This is a genomic window from Azonexus hydrophilus DSM 23864 (assembly GCF_000429605.1).
Classification (GTDB): Bacteria; Pseudomonadota; Gammaproteobacteria; order Burkholderiales; family Rhodocyclaceae; genus Azonexus; species Azonexus hydrophilus.
In genome coordinates this window covers 577968-594982 of sequence record NZ_AUCE01000011.1, presented here as the reverse complement: position 1 = coordinate 594982, position 17015 = coordinate 577968, and the positions used below count along the sequence as shown (strand labels likewise).

General features: G+C 63.6%; 18 protein-coding genes, 2 tRNA genes and 1 riboswitch. Of the genes, 9 read left to right on the top strand and 11 right to left on the bottom strand.

Going from position 1 to position 17015, the window contains the following annotated elements:
• Positions 1-4: 4 nt before the first annotated feature.
• On the top strand, positions 5-367 hold the full coding sequence (locus tag G471_RS0103500; protein WP_081700095.1) for an RNA-binding S4 domain-containing protein: 363 nt from the start codon (positions 5-7) through the stop codon (positions 365-367).
• On the opposite strand, the gene G471_RS0103495 is transcribed toward G471_RS0103500, so the two are convergent.
• The 11 genes from G471_RS0103495 to G471_RS0103445 all read right to left on the bottom strand — a co-directional run bounded on the left by G471_RS0103495 (position 364) and on the right by G471_RS0103445 (position 9986).
• The gene (locus G471_RS0103495; RefSeq protein WP_043420806.1) at positions 364-1236 is read right to left on the bottom strand and encodes an AEC family transporter; all 873 of its coding nucleotides are present in this window, start codon (positions 1234-1236) and stop codon (positions 364-366) included. The two genes, G471_RS0103500 and G471_RS0103495, sit on opposite strands and share 4 nt — an antisense overlap.
• Positions 1237-1323: 87 nt before the next feature.
• The gene (gene hslU, locus G471_RS0103490; RefSeq protein WP_425387146.1) at positions 1324-2667 is read right to left on the bottom strand and encodes an ATP-dependent protease ATPase subunit HslU; all 1344 of its coding nucleotides are present in this window, start codon (positions 2665-2667) and stop codon (positions 1324-1326) included.
• Positions 2664-3200 (bottom strand): ATP-dependent protease subunit HslV, encoded by a 537-nt coding sequence (gene hslV, locus G471_RS0103485; protein WP_028994104.1) that lies wholly within the window; start codon positions 3198-3200, stop codon positions 2664-2666. The genes hslU and hslV overlap by 4 nt, the downstream gene beginning before the upstream one ends.
• An 11-nt stretch (positions 3201-3211) precedes the next feature.
• Complete coding sequence (locus G471_RS18205) at positions 3212-4486, bottom strand: STAS domain-containing protein (protein WP_051295248.1); 1275 nt, start codon at positions 4484-4486, stop codon at positions 3212-3214.
• A gap of 85 nt (positions 4487-4571) precedes the next feature.
• Entirely contained in the window at positions 4572-5765 is a 1194-nt protein-coding gene (locus G471_RS0103475; RefSeq protein WP_028994103.1) for a class I SAM-dependent rRNA methyltransferase, read from the bottom strand.
• Between the two features lie 76 nt (positions 5766-5841).
• On the bottom strand, positions 5842-5994 hold the full coding sequence (locus tag G471_RS19310) for a hypothetical protein (RefSeq protein WP_169720478.1): 153 nt from the start codon (positions 5992-5994) through the stop codon (positions 5842-5844).
• A gap of 114 nt (positions 5995-6108) precedes the next feature.
• The gene (gene xerC, locus G471_RS0103465) at positions 6109-7002 is read right to left on the bottom strand and encodes a tyrosine recombinase XerC (protein ID WP_028994102.1); all 894 of its coding nucleotides are present in this window, start codon (positions 7000-7002) and stop codon (positions 6109-6111) included.
• Positions 6999-7670, bottom strand: a complete 672-nt coding sequence (locus tag G471_RS0103460) for a DUF484 family protein (RefSeq protein WP_211226365.1) — start codon at positions 7668-7670, stop codon at positions 6999-7001. Before G471_RS0103460 ends, xerC begins: the two co-directional genes overlap by 4 nt.
• Positions 7667-8497 carry a diaminopimelate epimerase gene (gene dapF / locus G471_RS0103455; protein ID WP_028994100.1) on the bottom strand — a complete coding sequence of 277 codons (831 nt, stop codon included), beginning with the start codon at positions 8495-8497 and terminating at the stop codon, positions 7667-7669. Before dapF ends, G471_RS0103460 begins: the two co-directional genes overlap by 4 nt.
• 60 nt (positions 8498-8557) lie before the next feature.
• Positions 8558-9061, bottom strand: a complete 504-nt coding sequence (locus tag G471_RS0103450) for a GNAT family N-acetyltransferase (RefSeq protein WP_028994099.1) — start codon at positions 9059-9061, stop codon at positions 8558-8560.
• An 85-nt stretch (positions 9062-9146) separates the two neighbouring features.
• The gene (locus tag G471_RS0103445) at positions 9147-9986 is read right to left on the bottom strand and encodes a lysophospholipid acyltransferase family protein (RefSeq protein WP_028994098.1); all 840 of its coding nucleotides are present in this window, start codon (positions 9984-9986) and stop codon (positions 9147-9149) included.
• A 159-nt stretch (positions 9987-10145) separates the two neighbouring features.
• On the opposite strand from G471_RS0103445, the gene metK reads away from it, so the two are divergent.
• The 8 genes from metK to G471_RS0103405 all read left to right on the top strand — a co-directional run bounded on the left by metK (position 10146) and on the right by G471_RS0103405 (position 16930).
• Entirely contained in the window at positions 10146-11309 is a 1164-nt protein-coding gene (gene metK / locus G471_RS0103440) for a methionine adenosyltransferase (RefSeq protein WP_028994097.1), read from the top strand.
• 63 nt (positions 11310-11372) lie between these two features.
• Entirely contained in the window at positions 11373-12578 is a 1206-nt protein-coding gene (locus G471_RS0103435) for an HD-GYP domain-containing protein (RefSeq protein ID WP_028994096.1), read from the top strand.
• A gap of 20 nt (positions 12579-12598) precedes the next feature.
• Positions 12599-12663: riboswitch (S-adenosyl-L-homocysteine riboswitch) on the top strand.
• Between the two features lie 73 nt (positions 12664-12736).
• Positions 12737-14137: an adenosylhomocysteinase gene (gene ahcY / locus G471_RS0103430; protein ID WP_028994095.1), complete on the top strand. Its 1401-nt coding sequence runs from the start codon at positions 12737-12739 to the stop codon at positions 14135-14137.
• A gap of 30 nt (positions 14138-14167) precedes the next feature.
• Positions 14168-14995 carry a TlyA family RNA methyltransferase gene (locus G471_RS0103425; RefSeq protein ID WP_028994094.1) on the top strand — a complete coding sequence of 276 codons (828 nt, stop codon included), beginning with the start codon at positions 14168-14170 and terminating at the stop codon, positions 14993-14995.
• Complete coding sequence (gene metF, locus G471_RS0103420) at positions 14992-15816, top strand: methylenetetrahydrofolate reductase [NAD(P)H] (RefSeq protein WP_028994093.1); 825 nt, start codon at positions 14992-14994, stop codon at positions 15814-15816. Before G471_RS0103425 ends, metF begins: the two co-directional genes overlap by 4 nt.
• 39 nt (positions 15817-15855) lie before the next feature.
• Complete coding sequence (locus G471_RS0103415) at positions 15856-16692, top strand: HDOD domain-containing protein (protein WP_028994092.1); 837 nt, start codon at positions 15856-15858, stop codon at positions 16690-16692.
• A gap of 71 nt (positions 16693-16763) precedes the next feature.
• Positions 16764-16839: transfer RNA gene (locus tag G471_RS0103410), tRNA-Lys, on the top strand.
• 15 nt (positions 16840-16854) lie between these two features.
• Positions 16855-16930 (top strand) — tRNA-Lys (locus G471_RS0103405).
• Positions 16931-17015 lie beyond the last annotated feature (85 nt).

Sequence of the window (17015 nt, the reverse complement as noted above, 5' to 3'; positions counted from 1 at the left end):
TGGTATCCGCATCGACAAGTGGCTGTGGGCTGCGCGCTTCTTCAAGACGCGCAGCCTGGCCACCGATGCGGTCGGCGGCGGCAAGGTCAAGCTTAACGGCGCGCCGACCAAGCCGGCGCGTGACGTGAAGGTCGGCGACCGCCTCGACATCTGCAACGGCGACACCCGCTGGACAGTGACGATCCTCGGCCTGTCCGACAAGCGCGGGCCGGCACCGGAAGCGCGCCTGCTCTACGAGGAAACGCCGGAGAGCATCGCCGCGCGCGAAGCCGAGCAGATGCGGCGCAAGTTCACCCAGGAACCCGCGGCCGAAATCCACGGCCGGCCAACCAAACGCGACCGGCGGCAGATGGATCGTCTGGGCTAAAGAACCAGCGCCAGGGCCAGCGGCAGGAAGATCAGCGCAGCCAGGTTACCGACCAGCACGATCGACGCCACCCGCTGCGGCTCCTGCTGGTAACGCTCAGCGAACAGGAAATTGAGCACGGCCGGCGGCAAGGCACCGAACACCAGCAGCATCGCTGCATCACGCCCTTCCAGGCCAAGCAACTGAATCACCCCGTAGGCGATGACCATGCCGGCCAGCGGCCGCAGCAGCGCGCTGCCGACCGACAGTTTCCATTCACCAAAGGAAACATCAGTCATGCGCACGCCGAGCGAGAACAGCAGCAGCGGCACCGAGACGTCACCGAGCATCTTGATGGCGATGACCAGCGGTTGCCAGACGGGAATCTTCAGCACTGCCACGGCCAAGCCGGCAATCGCGGCAAACACCACCGGGATGCGCCAGAGCATCAGGATGCGCGTCTTCGGGTCGAGCAACCTGGCGCCGAAGGAGAAATGCAGGGTGTTCTCGACCATGAACAGGATCACCGCCGCCGGCAGTGCCGCTTCGCCCCAGGCGAGGACAGCCAGCGGCAGGCCGATGTTGCCGGAGTTGTTGAACATCATCGGCGGCGCCAGCGTCTTCGCCTGGACACCGCACAAGCGGGCAATCGGCCAGGCAAGCAGGCCGCAGACGGCAAGCACGATGAAACCACCGAGCGCCAAGGGCGCGTAGGCGGCGAGATCGAAGGACTTGCCGGCCATCGCCGCGAACACCAGCGCCGGCACGAAAACGTCCATGTTCAGCCGGTTGGCCACGGCCATTTCCGGCTTGTGCTTGCGGCCGTAGAAATAGCCGGCGGCGACGATGCCGAAAATCGGAAAGAGGATCGCCAGCAGGCGGAAGGTCAGGCTGCTTTCGTCCACGATTCGGTCTCGGCAAGGAATGGGAAGCCGATTGTGCGGGCAAGGCAGCCGCCCGCCAATCGGGGATAGTCCTTAGAGGACGTAACGCGACAGATCCTCGTCAGCCGCCACTTCGCCAAGTTTTTCATTGACGTAGGCGGCATCGACCGAGATATTGTCCAGGCCGATCCTGCCAGCCTCGAAAGACACCTCTTCCAGCAGTTTTTCCATCACCGTATGCAGGCGACGGGCGCCGATGTTCTCGGTTTTCTCGTTCACCTGGAATGCGATTTCGGCCATGCGCCGGATCCCGTCCGCGCCAAATTCGACACTGACGCCTTCGGTCGCCAGCAACGCCTGGTATTGCTTGGTCAGGCAGGCATCGGTCTGGGTCAGGATGCACTCGAAATCGGCAACCGACAGCGAATCGAGCTCGACGCGGATCGGGAAACGACCCTGCAGTTCCGGAATCAGGTCGGACGGCTTGGACAGGTGAAAGGCGCCGGAAGCGATGAAGAGAATGTGATCTGTCTTGATCATGCCGTACTTGGTCGACACCGTCGTCCCCTCGACCAACGGCAGCAGGTCGCGCTGCACACCCTGACGCGATACGTCGGCCCCCTGCACGTCGGAACGGCTGGCCACCTTGTCGATCTCGTCGATGAAGACGATGCCGTTCTGCTCGACCGCCTTGACCGCCGCCAGCTTGATTTCCTCGTCATTGACCAGCTTCGCCGCTTCCTCGTCGGTCAGCAGCTTGAACGCTTCGCTGATCTTCAGCTTGCGCGACTTCTTCTTGCCGCCGCCCATGTTCTGGAACATGCCCTGAATCTGCTGGGTCAGTTCCTCCATGCCCGGCGGCGCGAAAATTTCGGCCTGCATCGCCGGCGCGGCAAGCTCGATGTCGATCTCCTTGTCGTCGAGTTCGCCCTCGCGCAACTTTTTACGGAATTTCTGGCGCGTCGCGTTATCGCTATTCGCCGCCGAGTCTTCAGCATAGAAACCGGGGCTGCGGGCCGGCGGCAGCAAGGCGTCGAGAATGCGCTCCTCGGCGGCATCCTCGGCGCGATTGCGGTTGGCCTTCATGGCCCGCTCGCGGTGGCCCTTGATCGCCATGTCGACCAGATCGCGGATGATGGTCTCGACGTCGCGGCCGACGTAGCCGACCTCGGTAAACTTGGTCGCCTCGACCTTGATGAAAGGCGCATCGGCCAGCCGCGCCAGACGGCGGGCGATCTCGGTCTTGCCGACACCGGTCGGGCCGATCATCAGGATGTTCTTGGGCGTGATTTCCTGACGCAACGGCTCGGCGACCTGAGCGCGCCGCCAGCGGTTGCGCAGGGCGATAGCCACCGCCTTCTTAGCCGCATTCTGGCCGACGATGTGCTTGTCGAGTTCGGAGACGATCTCCTTCGGGGTCATCGTGGCGCCACTCATTCCAGCGTCTCCAGCGTGAAGTTGCGATTGGTGTAGATGCACAGGTCGCCGGCAATTTCCAGCGACTTGGTGACGATCTCCAGCGGGCTCAGTTCGGTGTTTTCCAGCAGCGCCCGCGCCGCGCTCTGCGCGTAGGCGCCACCGGAACCGATGGCGACGATGCCGTATTCGGGCTCGAGCACGTCACCGTTGCCGGTGATGACCAGCGACGATTCGCGGTCGGCCACCGACAACATCGCTTCCAGGCGACGCAGTGCACGGTCGGTGCGCCAGTCCTTGGCCAGCTCGACCGCCGAACGCACCAAATGCCCCTGATGCTTTTCCAGCTTGGCCTCGAAACGCTCGAACAGCGTGAAGGCATCGGCAGTGCCGCCGGCAAAACCGGCGAGGATCTTGCCCTGATACAAGCGGCGAACCTTTTTCGCCGTACCCTTGATGACGATATTGCCCAGCGTCACCTGACCGTCGCCGCCCATCGTGACGACATTGCCCCGGCGCACCGACAGGATCGTCGTGCCGTGATATTGCTCCATGGAAAACCCTTTTAAGACTTGGGAACGATGATGCGCGCCTGCTTGTTCAGGCCGACCACGGCCATCAACTCGGCAACCAGATGGTTCGGGCTGCGGATGATGATTTCCTTGCCCGCCGCCTTGAACGGCGCCAGGCGGTTGACCAGTTGCCCGGCGGAAAAGAAATCGACGCGGCGCACACAGGAAAAATCGATGACCGGCTGATCGCTGCTTTCCAGCAGCGGGAGCATGTCCTCGAACCGCTCGCTTTTCAGGTCACCACTCAGGTAATGAATCTCGGCGCCGCGGGCGGCTTCCGCCGCCACCGGTTTGCTCTTGCCGGCAACCCGCTGCGGCTCCCAGGAGGGCGGCGACAACTCGAAAGTCACCGCATAATCGACCGCGCGCTCTTCAAAATGCTCCTGCGTCCCGTGGCGTTGCAGCAATTCGAGCAACAGGCGCCAGGACGGCTCATGTGCCGCGTCGCCAACCTTCAGCCGTTCGTCCAGTCGCTTGATCAAGGCATCAGCGCCAGTCAGGGCCAAGGCCTTGCCGCGTCGCCGCGCGTCGATCAGCGCCTCGGCCAGCATGCCGGCCACCAGATCGTCACAGCCAGCCAGCCGGCTGAAATCCAGGCGTAATTCCCCGGCCTGCGCGAGCAACTGGGTCAGTTGCTGGACCTGGCGACAATCGTCGGCGGTCAGCACCCCCTGCAGCGCAAAGGCCTGCCCATTTTCAGTTGGGACTGACTGCAGGCATTGCTCCGCCCGCCAAGCCGGCGGCGACAATTCAAAACGTTCGGCAAACTCCAGCCCGTAACGATCGAAAGCCGCGCGATCGCCAAGAATCTGCAGCAGATCGAAGAGCAAACGCCACAGGCGGATTCCCTCGTCGCCGGGATAGGTGCGCAAGAGACTTTCGAGGATGCTGCGCGCGGCGCTGTCCTGACCATTGGCGAACAACACGGCAACCTGCTCGACATCGGACTGCAGCGGATCGACGTCGTGTTCGACATCGATTGCCATGACGCTGGACTCGGTGAAATCGCTGTCGAAATCATCGATTGCCATGGCGACATCGATCTTGCGTTGCGGTACGGCAGCAGCAACCGGCTTGGCCGGTGCGGCCTTGGCCGCAGCCGGCGCCGGCTTATCAACGCTGAATTCCAGATCTGGCAAGGGTGCCAGCGAGACAGGGGCTTCTTCAACCGGCGGTTTCAGCTTCATTTCCGGCAAAGACGCGCGCGGGCGTGCCGCCGTCCGTTCCGGCATTTTTTGCGGCTGCTTCTTGAAGAAGGAAAAAACCATGACCACTCCACACGCTGAGTGTCTGTTTTAGCACGCACCGCCCATTTATGGCAACGGCAGCGGCTAGGAAAATGTCATCACACTTTCAATCGACCTGGACCAGCAAGCCCTTTAGATACTCACCCTCGGGAAAGTTCAACGCCACCGGATGATCGGCCGCGCCGGCCAGCCGGCGGACGATGCGCGCATCACGGCCGGCGTCGTGGGCAGCGCCGGCGACGATCTTCTGGAATAGTTCTAGGCCGATGCCGCCGGAACAGGAGTAAGTCATCAGCATGCCACCCGGGCGCAACAGGCGACAGCCGAGGACGTTGATGTCCTTGTAGGCGCGGGCGGCACGTTCGGCATGGGCCGCCGACGGGGCGAACTTGGGCGGATCGAGGACGATCAGGTCGAACTTGCGGCCGGCCTGACGGAAATCGCGCAAGGCCTGGAAGACATCCGCCTCCTGCCATTCGGCACGCTCGGCCGGCAATTGCGGATTGAGCGCCAGGTTGGCGCGGGCCTGCGCCAGCGCCGGGCCGGACGAATCGATCGACAGCACGCTCGCGGCGCCGCCGGCCAGCGCCTGCAGCGAGAAGCCGCCGGTGTAGCAGAAGCAGTTGAGGATGTCCTTGCCGGCCGCCAGCTCACCGAGCAGGCGGCGGTTCTCGCGCTGATCGAGGTAGAAGCCGGTCTTGTGCCCAGCGGCGATATCGACCGCCAGGCGCACGCCGTTCTCCATGATCGCCAGCGGCGCCGTCGGCGCCTCGCCGTGCAGCCAGCCGGTGGTCGGTTCCAGCCCTTCAAGGGCGCGCACTTCGGAATCCGAGCGTTCGTAGACGCGGGCGCAGCCGGTGGACTTGACCAGGCCGGCGACGATGGCCTTGCGCCATTTGTCGGCGCCGGCCGAGGTGAGCTGGACGACGACGGTATCGCCGTAGCGATCGGCGATGACGCCGGGCAGACCGTCCGATTCGGCATGAATCAGACGCACACCATCCTGGCCGCGCAACTCCGGCAGCGCATCGCGGCGGGCGACGGCGGCGGCAATGCGGCGCTTGAAGAAGGCGTCGTCGACCGGCTCGTCGGCATCGAAGGTCCAGAAACGGGCGCGGATCTGCGACTGCGGACTGTAGGCGGCGCGCCCGAGCGGCCGCAGGTTGTCGGCCAGCACCTCAACGGTGTCGCCGGGACGGGCACGCCCTTCAAGGCGGCCGACCGAACCGGCAAACAACCATGGGTGGCGCTGCTTCATCGCCGACCGTTCCTTGCCGGGCATCAGGATCAACTGGGCCATATCACTTTCTCGACCGGTAAATGCAAGAAGCCCCGGTTACCTTGCGATAACCGGGGCCGGAAATGCTTGATGCGGCTTAGTTGCCCAGCGGCTTGCGGTTGCGCTGATGGCACTCGACGGCGTACATGGTCTTGAACGTCGTCTTGCCGTCGCCCTTGAACAGGCGCTTGACGGACTTGGAAACACAGCGGCGTTCCAGGATGTTGCGGCGGGTACGGTTGATGGCCATGGATGACTCCGGATTTCGGCGAAATTTTGAAAGACGCGCATTATGCCGGGTTGACGCGCCGATGGTCAATTACCACTTGATTTTTTGGCCGTTTTCGCTGCCGGCCATCACGCTTCAACGTTTCGCGCGCGGGTGCGCCTTGTCGTAAACGCTGGCCAGGTGCTGGAAGTCGAGATGGGTATAGACCTGGGTCGAGGCGATGCTGGCATGGCCGAGCATTTCCTGGACCGCGCGCAGGTCGCCCGAGGACTGCAGCACGTGCGAGGCGAATGAATGCCGCAGCATGTGCGGATGGACGTGCTGCGGCAAACCCAGCCGGAGTGCGCGTTGCGCCAGACGCAGTTCGACCGAGCGCGGACTGATGCGCCGGCCGCGCCGATTGATGAACAAGGCCGGCTCATCGTCCACCGCCAGTTCGTCACGGACCGCCGCCCAAGCCACCAGGGCTCGCCGCGCCTGGGCGCCGACGGGAATCAGACGCGGCTTGCTGCGCTTGCCGAGAACGCGGACTTCACCTTCATGCAGAATGCCGTCGAGCGCGTCGCGGTCGAGACCGACCAGCTCGGCCAGACGCAGGCCAGACGAATAGAGCAACTCGAACATCGCCGCGTCGCGGGCTTCCAGCCGGCTGTCGCCGTCGTCGGCAGGTTCGAGCAGGCGCGCCGCCTCGTCGACCGACAGCGCCTTGGGCAAGCGGCGCGGCGACTTCGGCGCACGCATGCCGTCGCAGGGATTGACCTTGACCAGTCCGCGCTCGCCGAGCCAGGCGAAGAAGCCGCGCCAGGCCGACAGCAGCCGCGCCAGCGAACGCCCGGACAAGCCTTTGGCATGCAGGCTGGCGACAAAACGGCGGATGTGATGGACGAGCAACCGGTCAAGCGGCAGCCCTTCGGCGGCGGTCAGCAGTTGCGCCAGGTCACGCCGGTAATTGGCAACGGTGTGCGGCGACAACCGACGCTGCTCGGCGAGTTCGTCGAGATACGCAGCGACGGCCTCGGCCGGGGTCACAGCGTGCTCTTGGTCACCCGCGCCAGCGCCGCCGAAACCATCTCGCCGATGCGCTCGAGGTAGAGCGTGCCCATGTCGGCGTAGAAGCGCTGGTTTTCCTCGCTGCCGAGGGCGACCATGCCGATGGTGCCGCCGCCATTACGCAGTGCGATCAGCGCCTGCGAGCGGATATGCGAGGCGGCCTCGCCAAACCACGAGGCGGTGCCGAATCCAGCGGTCGATCCACAGTAGGGACGCGCCAACGTCTCGGCGAACACCTGGAGTTCCTCGCTGACCGCAGCAAATTCCGGCAGATCCTCGATGCCGGCCGGTTTGTCCCACAGACGCAGGGCCACGTGTGGCACCGAAAAATCGTCACGCAGGTGGAAATTGAGCAGATGGATCACCGCCTGGAAGGTTTCGGCCGCGATCAGGCCGACCGCCAGACGATGGACCTTTTCGGAAACCCTGTCATTTTCCTCGCCGAAGGCGATCAGTTCGGCCAGCTTGCTCTCGCTGGCCCGGTTCTTCTCGCGCAGGGTCAGCATCTGCCGCTCGGCCAGCGAAACCGCCCGGCCACCGTGCGGATGCGGCACGAAGATCTGCGCCATCAAGTCGGCGTACTGTTCGAAGAAGCCGGGGTTGTTCTTCAGGTAGTCGGCAATTTCGTCGGGAAACATGGCGCTCATAATTCGATTTCTCCGGAGAAGACAGTCACGGCCGGGCCGGTCATCATGACCGGACGGCCTTCGCCGCCCCAGGCAATATTCAGGTCGCCACCGCGCGTCGTCACACGCACCGGGGACTCCAGCAGGCCGCGCCGGATGCCGGCCACCACAGCCGCACAGGCACCGGTGCCGCAAGCCAGGGTTTCGCCGGCACCGCGCTCATAGACCCGCAAGCGGATCGCATGTGGGTCGACGATCTGCATGAAACCGGCGTTGACCCGCTGCGGAAAACGTTCGTGCGACTCGATCAGCGGCCCATGCTCGCCGACCGGCGCCTGATCGACGCAATCGACGACCTGCACGGCATGCGGATTGCCCATCGAGACGACGCTGATTTCCAGCGTCTCGTCGGCCACGTCGAGATTGTAGATAACGACATCGTCGTCGTGCAGGAAGGGAATTTCCTGCGGCGAGAAACGCGGCACGCCCATGTCCACGGTGACGTTGCCGTCGCCTTCGAGACGCGGCGAGATGACGCCGCGCATGGTCTCGACACGAATCTCGCGCTTGTCGGTCAGCCCTTGCTCATGCACGAAACGGACGAAACAGCGGGCGCCGTTGCCGCACTGCTCGACCTCGCCACCGTCGGCGTTAAAGATGCGGTAACGGAAATCGACACCAGCCTGAGTCGGCTGTTCAACCACCAGAATCTGGTCGCAACCGACCCCGAAATGCCGGTCGCCGAGGTAGCGCAACTGCTCCGGGGTCAGGGAAAACTGTTGACGCACGCCGTCGAGAACAACGAAGTCGTTGCCCAGACCGTGCATCTTGGAAAATTTGAGCTTCACGAATCGCTCCGCCGTTGAGTTGAAAAAAGAATAGCAGAGACAGTAAGTTATCTCAAATTCCTAAAGTTTTTTCTCCATCACGAAGTCATCCATGACGTAACCATGGCCGATATCGTCAACGGTCGAGGTACGCACGACGAAACCGTACTTCATGTAGGAGTTGATCGCCTTCTCGTTGCGCTTGTTGACCTGCAGGATCACGCAGGGATGCCCCTGCTTGCGGGCCAGTTCGGCGACATGCTCGATCAATTGCCCCCCGACACCGCGACGCTGGACATCGGGATGGATATAGAGCTTGTCGAGCTTGAACTCGCCCTTGCTCAGTTCGCTGAAGGCAAAGCCGACGCGCCGGCCATCGTGAAAGGCCTGGAACAGCCATTTGTGCAGGTCTTCCAGATCATCATAAAGACGTTCGTGCCCGTAACGCTGCTCGAGCATGAAGTCGATCTGCTCCTGGGTGATGATCCCCGGATAGGTTGCCTGCCAGATTTCGCGGGCCAGTGCGGCAATCGCCGGAACATCCGGCGGGGTGACGGGGCGTATTTCGATATTGAGGCTGCTCATGGTGATAAACCCTTGTTCTCCGTTTGGTCCGGAATTTTTCAAACCCCTGCCGCCCGGCCCTGGCTGACAGACGTCATATCATAGCTCAAGCCGGCGGCGGCTCAGCCCCGCGCGGCTGCTTGTAGCGGTTGTAACCCCACAGGTACTGGGCCGGGCACTGGCGAATCAGCGTCTCGACCTCGTGATTGATCTGCTGCGCCCGCGCAACGGTATCGCCGGTCAGTGGCTGCGTCGGCAACTGGAAATGGATGCGGTAACCGCGCCCGCCCGGCAAGCGCTCGCCCCAGGTCATCAGGGCCGCGGCGCCGGTCTCGGTCAGGCGGGCAGCCAAGGTCATGGTGTAGGCCGGACGACCGAAGAAATCGAGCCACACGCCCTCGCCGGTCTTCGGCGCCTGATCGGGCAGCATGCCGACCATCTGTCCTTTCTTCAGCGCCTTGATCAGCGCCCGGACGCCGGACAGGTCGGCCGGCGCCAGATGCAGTTGAGCCCGCTTGCGCCCCATCAGGATCAGCTCCTGGGCGGCGGCGGATTTCGGCGGCCGGTAAAGCACGGTGATGTCGCCGAACGAAGACAGGTATTGCGCGGTGATTTCGAAGCAACCGAGATGCGGCGTCAGGAAAACGACACCTTTACCGGCCGCCAGGGCGGCTTCAAGATGCCCCCGACCGACCACGTCCACCACCTGCGCATTGGCTTCGTCGAGCGTGCGCATCCAGATGCGCGACAACTCCAGCATCTGCTTGCCGGCCTCGGCCGCCGCCGGCAGGTTCAGCGCCGGGTCGATGCCGGCCTGCGCCATGTTGCCGCGCAGGTTGCGCCGATAGGTCGGCGACAACAGATAGGTCAGGCGCCCGAGCCAGCCACCCAGCCGGTGAATCGCGGACAGCGGCAGATGCGACAGCAGACGGAACAGGAAAACCATGAGACCCCGGGGGTTGAAAGAAATCAGCAAAGGCCTATCATTATGGGATCGCCGAGTTAAACAGACAACTTGCGGGGCGATTCACAAATACTGCTAAAGCGTCGCCAGCTCGTGGTCCGAAGCAGGTAACGCTGGATCAAAGGACCACTGGAGCATTCCATGAGCGATTACCTGTTCACCTCGGAGTCCGTTGGCGAAGGCCATCCGGACAAGGTCGCCGACCAGATTTCCGATGCCATCCTCGACGCCATCCTGGCCCAGGACAAGCATTCCCGCGTTGCCGCCGAAACCCTGTGCAACACCGGCCTGGTTGTGCTGGCCGGTGAAATCACCACCAACGCCAACGTCGATTACATCCAGATCGCCCGCGACACGATCAAGCGCATCGGCTACGACAACACCGACTACGGCATCGACTACAAGGGCTGTGCCGTGCTCGTCGCCTACGACAAGCAGAGCCCGGACATCGCCCAGGGCGTCAATGCTGCCTACGACGACAACCTCGGCCAAGGCGCCGGCGACCAGGGCCTGATGTTCGGCTACGCCTGCGACGAAACGCCGTCGCTGATGCCGCTGCCGATCTACCTGTCGCACCGCCTGGTCGAGCGCCAGGCCATGCTGCGCAAGGACGGCCGCCTGCCGTGGGCACGCCCGGACGCCAAGTCGCAGGTCACCATCCGCTACGTCGACGGCAAGCCGCACTCGATCGACACCGTCGTGCTGTCCACCCAGCATTCGCCGGACATCAGCCTGGAAGACCTGCGCGAAGCGACCATCGAGCAGATCATCAAGCCGGTGCTGCCGAAGGAGCTGATCAAGGGCGACATCAAGTTCCTGGTCAACCCGACCGGCCGCTTCGTCGTCGGCGGCCCGCAGGGTGACTGCGGCCTGACCGGCCGCAAGATCATCGTCGACACCTACGGCGGGGCCGCACCGCACGGTGGCGGCGCATTCTCCGGCAAGGATCCGTCCAAGGTCGACCGCTCGGCCGCCTACGCCACCCGCTACGTCGCCAAGAACATCGTCGCCGCCGGCCTGGCCTCGCGCTGCCTGGTGCAGGTCTCGTACGCCATCGGCGTCGCCGAGCCGACCTCGATCATGGTCGAGACCTACGGCACCGGCAAGGTCAGCAACGAAACGCTGACCGCCCTGGTCCGCAAGCACTTCGATCTGCGTCCGAAGGGCATCGTCAACATGCTCGACCTGCTCCGCCCGATCTACCAGAAGACCGCCGCCTACGGCCACTTCGGCCGCGACGAGCCGGAATTCTCGTGGGAAGCGACCGACCGGGCCAATTTGCTGAAAAGCGACGCCGGCCTGTAATCGGCAACAACAGCAACATAAAAGGGGCTTCGGCCCCTTTTATTTTTGCTAGTATTGCCACATATGCTGAAAAAAATCCCGGTCGAGCATCTACGTCTCGGCATGCACCTTCAGGCCTTCTGTGGCGACTGGCTGGAACACCCGTTCTGGCGGACCCGCTTCGTCCTCAAGGATGCGCAGGACCTGGTCCTGATCAGGGAAAGCAGCATCCGCGAAGTGTGGATCGACATCAACAAGGGCATCGATGTCGAAGCGGACCGCACCCGCAGCGAGGATGAATTCGAGACCATCGAGGAAATTCCCCCGCCGCCCCCCGTCGTTCAGCCCAAGGCCGCCTTTGCCGACGAAGTAAAACGTGCCTCGCGCATCGTCGCCAAAGGCCGTGAAGCCGTGGTCTCGATGTTCCAGGAAGCGCGCATGGGCAAGGCCATCGAAGCCGAAGCCGCAGCGCCGCTGGTCGAGGAAATTTCCAATTCGATGCTGCGCAACCCTGGTGCGCTGGTCAGCATCGCCCGCCTGAAGACGGCGGACGACTACACCTACCTGCATTCCGTTGCTGTCTGCGCCTTGATGATCGCGCTGGCCCGCCAGCTCGGACTCGACGAGCAACAAACGCGCGAAGCCGGTATGGCCGGTCTGCTGCACGACCTGGGCAAGGCGATGATGCCGACCGCCGTGCTCAACAAACCCGGCAAGCTGACCGATGCTGAATTCGCCGTGGTCAAGACCCACCCGGAAGAAGGCCACAAGCTTCTGCTGGCCGGCAACGGCGCCAGCGAAATCGCCCGCGATGTCTGCCTGCACCACCATGAAAAATTTGACGGCAGCGGCTATCCGGCCGGCCTGTCCGGCGAGGCGATCAGTCTTTACGCGCGCATGGGCGCGGTCTGCGACGTGTACGACGCAATCACCTCCAACCGCCCGTACAAGGCCGGCTGGGACCCGGCCGAATCGATCCGGCGGATGGCCGAATGGAAGGGGCATTTCGATCCGGCCATTTTCCAGGCCTTCGTCAAGAGCCTGGGCATCTACCCGGTCGGTTCGCTGGTCCGGCTCGAATCCGGCAAGCTCGGCGTGGTTGTCGAACAGAATGGGCAATCGCTGCTCAAACCGCGGCTCAAGGTATTTTTCTCGACCCGCTCGCAAAGCTACCTGAAGCCGGAAACCATCGATCTGGCGCGCAGCGCCGAAAAGATCGCCGGCCGTGAAGATGCCGAAAAATGGGGAATCAAGGATGTGGACCGCTACTGGGCTGCCGAAACAGTCTGAAAACGGTTTATAATCCGCCACCTACCGAGGAGCGCTGCAAGAGACCCTATCTCTCAGGCTCGGTTCAAAACTGCGCTCACTGTCCAACCCTGCCGGGCGCAGGGGGTTCGGTGAGTTGAACACCGCCCCTCCCCGTCACAGTTATTCAGGAGCTTACTGTGGCTAATACCCAAGACTACGTCATTGCTGACATCAACCTTGCCGACTGGGGTCGCAAGGAAATCCGCATCGCCGAAGGCGAAATGCCGGGCCTGATGGCCATTCGCGAAGAATTCGCCAAGACCCAGCCGCTCAAGGGCGCACGCATCACCGGTTCGCTGCACATGACCATCCAGACCGCCGTGCTGATCGAGACGCTGACCGCGCTCGGCGCCGAAGTCCGCTGGGCCTCGTGCAACATCTTCTCGACCCAGGATCACGCCGCCGCCGCCATCGCTGCCGCCGGCATCCCGGTCTTCGCCGTCAAGGGCGAAACCCTGGTCGATTACTGGGACTACACCCACCGCATCTTCGAATGGGCCGACGGCGGTTACTCGAACATGATCCTCGACGACGGCGGCGACGCCACGCTGCTGCTGCACCTCGGCGCCAAGGCCGAGAAGGATATTTCCGTGCTGGCCAAGCCGGGTTCGGAAGAAGAAACCATCCTGTTCGCCGCGATCAAGGCCAAGCTGGCCGTCGATCCGACCTGGTACTCGGTGCGCCTGGCCCAGATCAAGGGCGTGACCGAAGAAACCACCACCGGCGTCCATCGCCTGTACCAGATGCACCAGCGTGGCGACCTCAAGTTCCCGGCCATCAACGTCAACGACTCGGTCACCAAGTCCAAGTTCGACAACCTCTACGGCTGCCGCGAATCGCTGGTCGATGGCATCAAGCGCGCCACCGACGTCATGGTCGCCGGCAAGATCGCCGTGATCTGCGGCTACGGCGACGTGGGCAAGGGTTCGGCGCAAGCCATGCGCGCCCTGTCGGCACAAGTCTGGGTCACCGAAATCGACCCGATCTGCGCGCTGCAGGCCGCCATGGAAGGCTACCGCGTGGTGACCATGGAATACGCCGCCGACAAGGCCGACATCTTCGTCACCACGACCGGCAACTTCCACGTCATCACCCATGACCACATGGCCGCGATGAAGAACAACGCCATCGTCTGCAACATCGGCCACTTCGACAACGAAATCGATGTCGCGTCGCTGGAAAAGTACCAGTGGGAAGAGATCAAGCCGCAAGTCGACCACGTGATCTTCCCGGACGGCAAGCGCATCATCCTGCTCGCCAAGGGTCGCCTGGTGAACCTCGGTTGCGGCACCGGCCATCCGTCCTACGTGATGTCCTCCTCCTTCGCCAACCAGACCATCGCCCAGATCGAGCTGTTCACCAAGACTGCCGACTACCCGGTGGGTGTCTATACGCTGCCCAAGCACCTCGACGAAAAGGTCGCCCGCCTGCAGTTGAAGACGCTCAACGTGCAACTGTCGACGCTAACGCAGCAACAGGCCGACTACATCGGCGTACCGGTGGAAGGCCCGTACAAGGCCGACCACTACCGCTACTGATCGTCCGCAACTGCCACCGAGGCCGCCCCGATGAGCATGAACTCCTTCCATGCCCGCCAGGGCGGTCGGCAACGTGACGAGAAACCGGTCAAAACACCGGTCGACCGTCACGGTCTGCTACGCGCCGACGCACTGCTGGTCCAGCGCGGACTGGCGGCGTCGCGCACGCAGGCGCAGCGGCTGATCGGCGAAGGCCGGGTACTCGTCGACGGCAAGGCAATCGCCAAGCCGTCGCTGGAACTGCCGGCCGACGCCAGCCTCACCGTTGTCGAAGACGAGAGCGACCGCTACGTTTCGCGCGGCGGCCTCAAGCTGGCCGGCGCCCTGGCGCAAACCGGTCTGGCTGTCGCCGGCAGGACCTGCCTCGATGTCGGGCAATCCACCGGCGGCTTCACCGACTGCCTGCTGCAGGCCGGCGCCGCGCAAGTGGTCGGCGTCGATGTCGGGCATGGTCAACTGCACGCCAAGCTGAAAGACGACGGGCGCATCAGCGCACGCGAAGGCATCAACTGCCGCGCCCTGACCGCCGCCGATCTCGGCGACGCCATGCCGACCGGCGGTTTCGACCTGATCGTCGGCGACGTCTCGTTCATCTCGATGACCCTGGTGCTGCCGCAACTGCCGGCGCTGCTCGCCGCCGACGGCGACCTGCTGCTGCTGGTCAAACCGCAGTTCGAGGTCGGCCCGCACAACATCGGCAAGGGCGGCATCGTGCGCGACCCGACGCTGTACCGCGAAGTCGAAGGACGCTTTCTTGATCTTGCCCGGCAACTCGACCTGACCGCCAAAGCCTGGTTCGACAGCCCCATCACCGGCGGCGACGGCAACCGCGAATTCTTTATCTGGCTGAAAAAATGAACACCAATATCTCGATCGAATTCTTCCCGCCGCAGACGCCCGAAGGCGTGGAAAAGCTGCGCGCCACCCGGGCCGAACTGGCCAAGCTGAAACCCGAGTTCTTCTCGGTCACCTACGGCGCTGGCGGCTCGACCCGCGAGCGCACCTTCGCCATCGTCCGCGAAATCGCCAGCGAAGGCTTCGACGCCGCGCCGCACCTGTCATGCATCGGCTCGACGCGTGAGTCGATCCGCGAAATCCTGGCCGAATTCAAGGCCACCGGCGTCCGTCGCATCGTCGCCCTGCGCGGCGACCTGCCGTCGGGCATGGCCGAGACCGGCGAATTCCGCTACGCCAACGAACTGGTCGAATTCATCCGCGCCGAAACCGGCAGCCACTTCAGCATCGAAGTCGCCGCCTACCCGGAATGGCACCCGCAAGCACGCAGCCCGAAGGACGACCTCGACGCCTTCGCGCGCAAGGTCAAGGCCGGCGCCAACTCGGCGATCACGCAGTATTTCTACAACGCCGACGCCTACTTTCATTTCGTCGACGAAGCGCGCGCACTCGGCGTCGACATCCCCATCGTGCCCGGCATCATGCCCATCGTCGGCTTCACCAAGCTGGCCCGCTTCTCGGACGCCTGCGGCGCCGACCTGCCGCGCTGGATGCGCAAGAAGTTCGAGAGCTTCGGCGACGACAGTGACTCGATCCGCGCCTTCGGCCTCGATCTGGTCACCGAGCTGTGCGAACGCCTGCTCAAGGGCGGCGCCCCAGGGCTGCACTTCTACAGCATGAACCAGTCGGCGCTGACCAGCGAAATCTGCCGTCGCCTGAGCTGAGCAGCACACAGAACGCGGGGCGCAGGGTAAGATTTGCCGATGGATCGCAAACTCGCCCTGCAGGAACTCGCCGACCAAGCCGGTAACGGCGAACTCGTCTTCCCCACCGGGGTCGATGTCTCGCTCAAGTTGCTGCAGCAACTGGACGACCCCGATTGCCACGTCGACCAGGCGGTGCAACTGGTCAAGGGCGCCCCGCTGCTGGCGGCCCGCATCGTCGCGGTCGCCAACAGCGCCGCCTACAGCCGCTCCGGGCAGGCGGTCACCGATCTGCGCACAGCCATCTCGCGGATCGGACTGCGTACCACCCGCACCCTGACCATGGCCATCACCACCCAGCAGATGGCCGGCCAGTCGGCATCGCCGGAAATCGCCAAGCTGACCCGGCAACTGTGGGAGCACACCGCCCACGTCGCCGCCCTGGCGCAGACCATCGCCCGCCGGATCACGCACCAGGACCCGGAAACCGCGTTCTTCGCCGGCATCGTTCATGAAATCGCCGGTTTCTACCTGATCTCCCGGGCCGCCGGGAATCCGGGCCTACTGTCGGGCGACCCGGCCGACTGGACCGAGGAAAGCGAGCCACGCATCGCCCGCGCCATCCTCACCCGCATCGGCACCCCTCAAGCCGTCACCGATTCGCTGGATAACCTCTGGGAAGGCCTGCTCTCGCTGCCGCCGGTGACCCTCGGCGACACCCTGCTGCTGGCCAACGAACTGGCCCCGGTCGCCTCCCCTCTGTACCAGGACCAGCCCCCCCGCGCCCCCGACATGGCGCCGGTCATCGACGCCCTGGTCGACGACGCGATGCTCAGCAGCATCCTCGAAGAATCGGCCAGCGAAGTCGCCTCGCTGGTCGACGCCCTGCGCTTCTAATGCGTTAATTTTCCATCCTGCGTTGACGCCGGCCGGCTGCTTGCCTATAATGCGCGCTTCCCGTGTGGGCCGGGTCGGTAGCTCAGTCGGTAGAGCAGCGGACTTTTAATCCGTTGGTCGCGAGTTCGAATCTCGCCCGACCCACCAAAGTGGAAAAATTCTGGGTCGTTAGCTCAGTTGGTAGAGCAGCGGACTCTTAATCCGTAGGTCGAGTGTTCGAATCACTCACGACCCACCAGAATTCGAAGGCCTGTACTCCAGTACAGGCCTTTTTCATTTGCCCAAAATAAAGCCAGTCCACAGACTGGCTTTTTGTTTTCCGC

What these genes read in the sequence shown, in the direction of transcription:
- hslU (WP_425387146.1), bottom strand. Translation starts at nt 2,667, where the DNA reads ATGAGTGGCGCCACGATGACCCCGAAGGAGATCGTCTCCGAACTCGAC.
- hslV (WP_028994104.1), bottom strand. Translation starts at nt 3,200, where the DNA reads ATGGAGCAATATCACGGCACGACGATCCTGTCGGTGCGCCGGGGCAAT.
- G471_RS18205 (WP_051295248.1), bottom strand. Translation starts at nt 4,486, where the DNA reads ATGGTTTTTTCCTTCTTCAAGAAGCAGCCGCAAAAAATGCCGGAACGG.
- G471_RS0103475 (WP_028994103.1), bottom strand. Translation starts at nt 5,765, where the DNA reads ATGGCCCAGTTGATCCTGATGCCCGGCAAGGAACGGTCGGCGATGAAG.
- G471_RS19310 (WP_169720478.1), bottom strand. Translation starts at nt 5,994, where the DNA reads ATGGCCATCAACCGTACCCGCCGCAACATCCTGGAACGCCGCTGTGTT.
- G471_RS0103460 (WP_211226365.1), bottom strand. Translation starts at nt 7,670, where the DNA reads ATGAGCGCCATGTTTCCCGACGAAATTGCCGACTACCTGAAGAACAAC.
- G471_RS0103450 (WP_028994099.1), bottom strand. Translation starts at nt 9,061, where the DNA reads ATGAGCAGCCTCAATATCGAAATACGCCCCGTCACCCCGCCGGATGTT.
- G471_RS0103445 (WP_028994098.1), bottom strand. Translation starts at nt 9,986, where the DNA reads ATGGTTTTCCTGTTCCGTCTGCTGTCGCATCTGCCGCTGTCCGCGATT.
- metK (WP_028994097.1), top strand. Translation starts at nt 10,146, where the DNA reads ATGAGCGATTACCTGTTCACCTCGGAGTCCGTTGGCGAAGGCCATCCG.
- G471_RS0103435 (WP_028994096.1), top strand. Translation starts at nt 11,373, where the DNA reads ATGCTGAAAAAAATCCCGGTCGAGCATCTACGTCTCGGCATGCACCTT.
- G471_RS0103425 (WP_028994094.1), top strand. Translation starts at nt 14,168, where the DNA reads ATGAGCATGAACTCCTTCCATGCCCGCCAGGGCGGTCGGCAACGTGAC.
- metF (WP_028994093.1), top strand. Translation starts at nt 14,992, where the DNA reads ATGAACACCAATATCTCGATCGAATTCTTCCCGCCGCAGACGCCCGAA.
- G471_RS0103415 (WP_028994092.1), top strand. Translation starts at nt 15,856, where the DNA reads ATGGATCGCAAACTCGCCCTGCAGGAACTCGCCGACCAAGCCGGTAAC.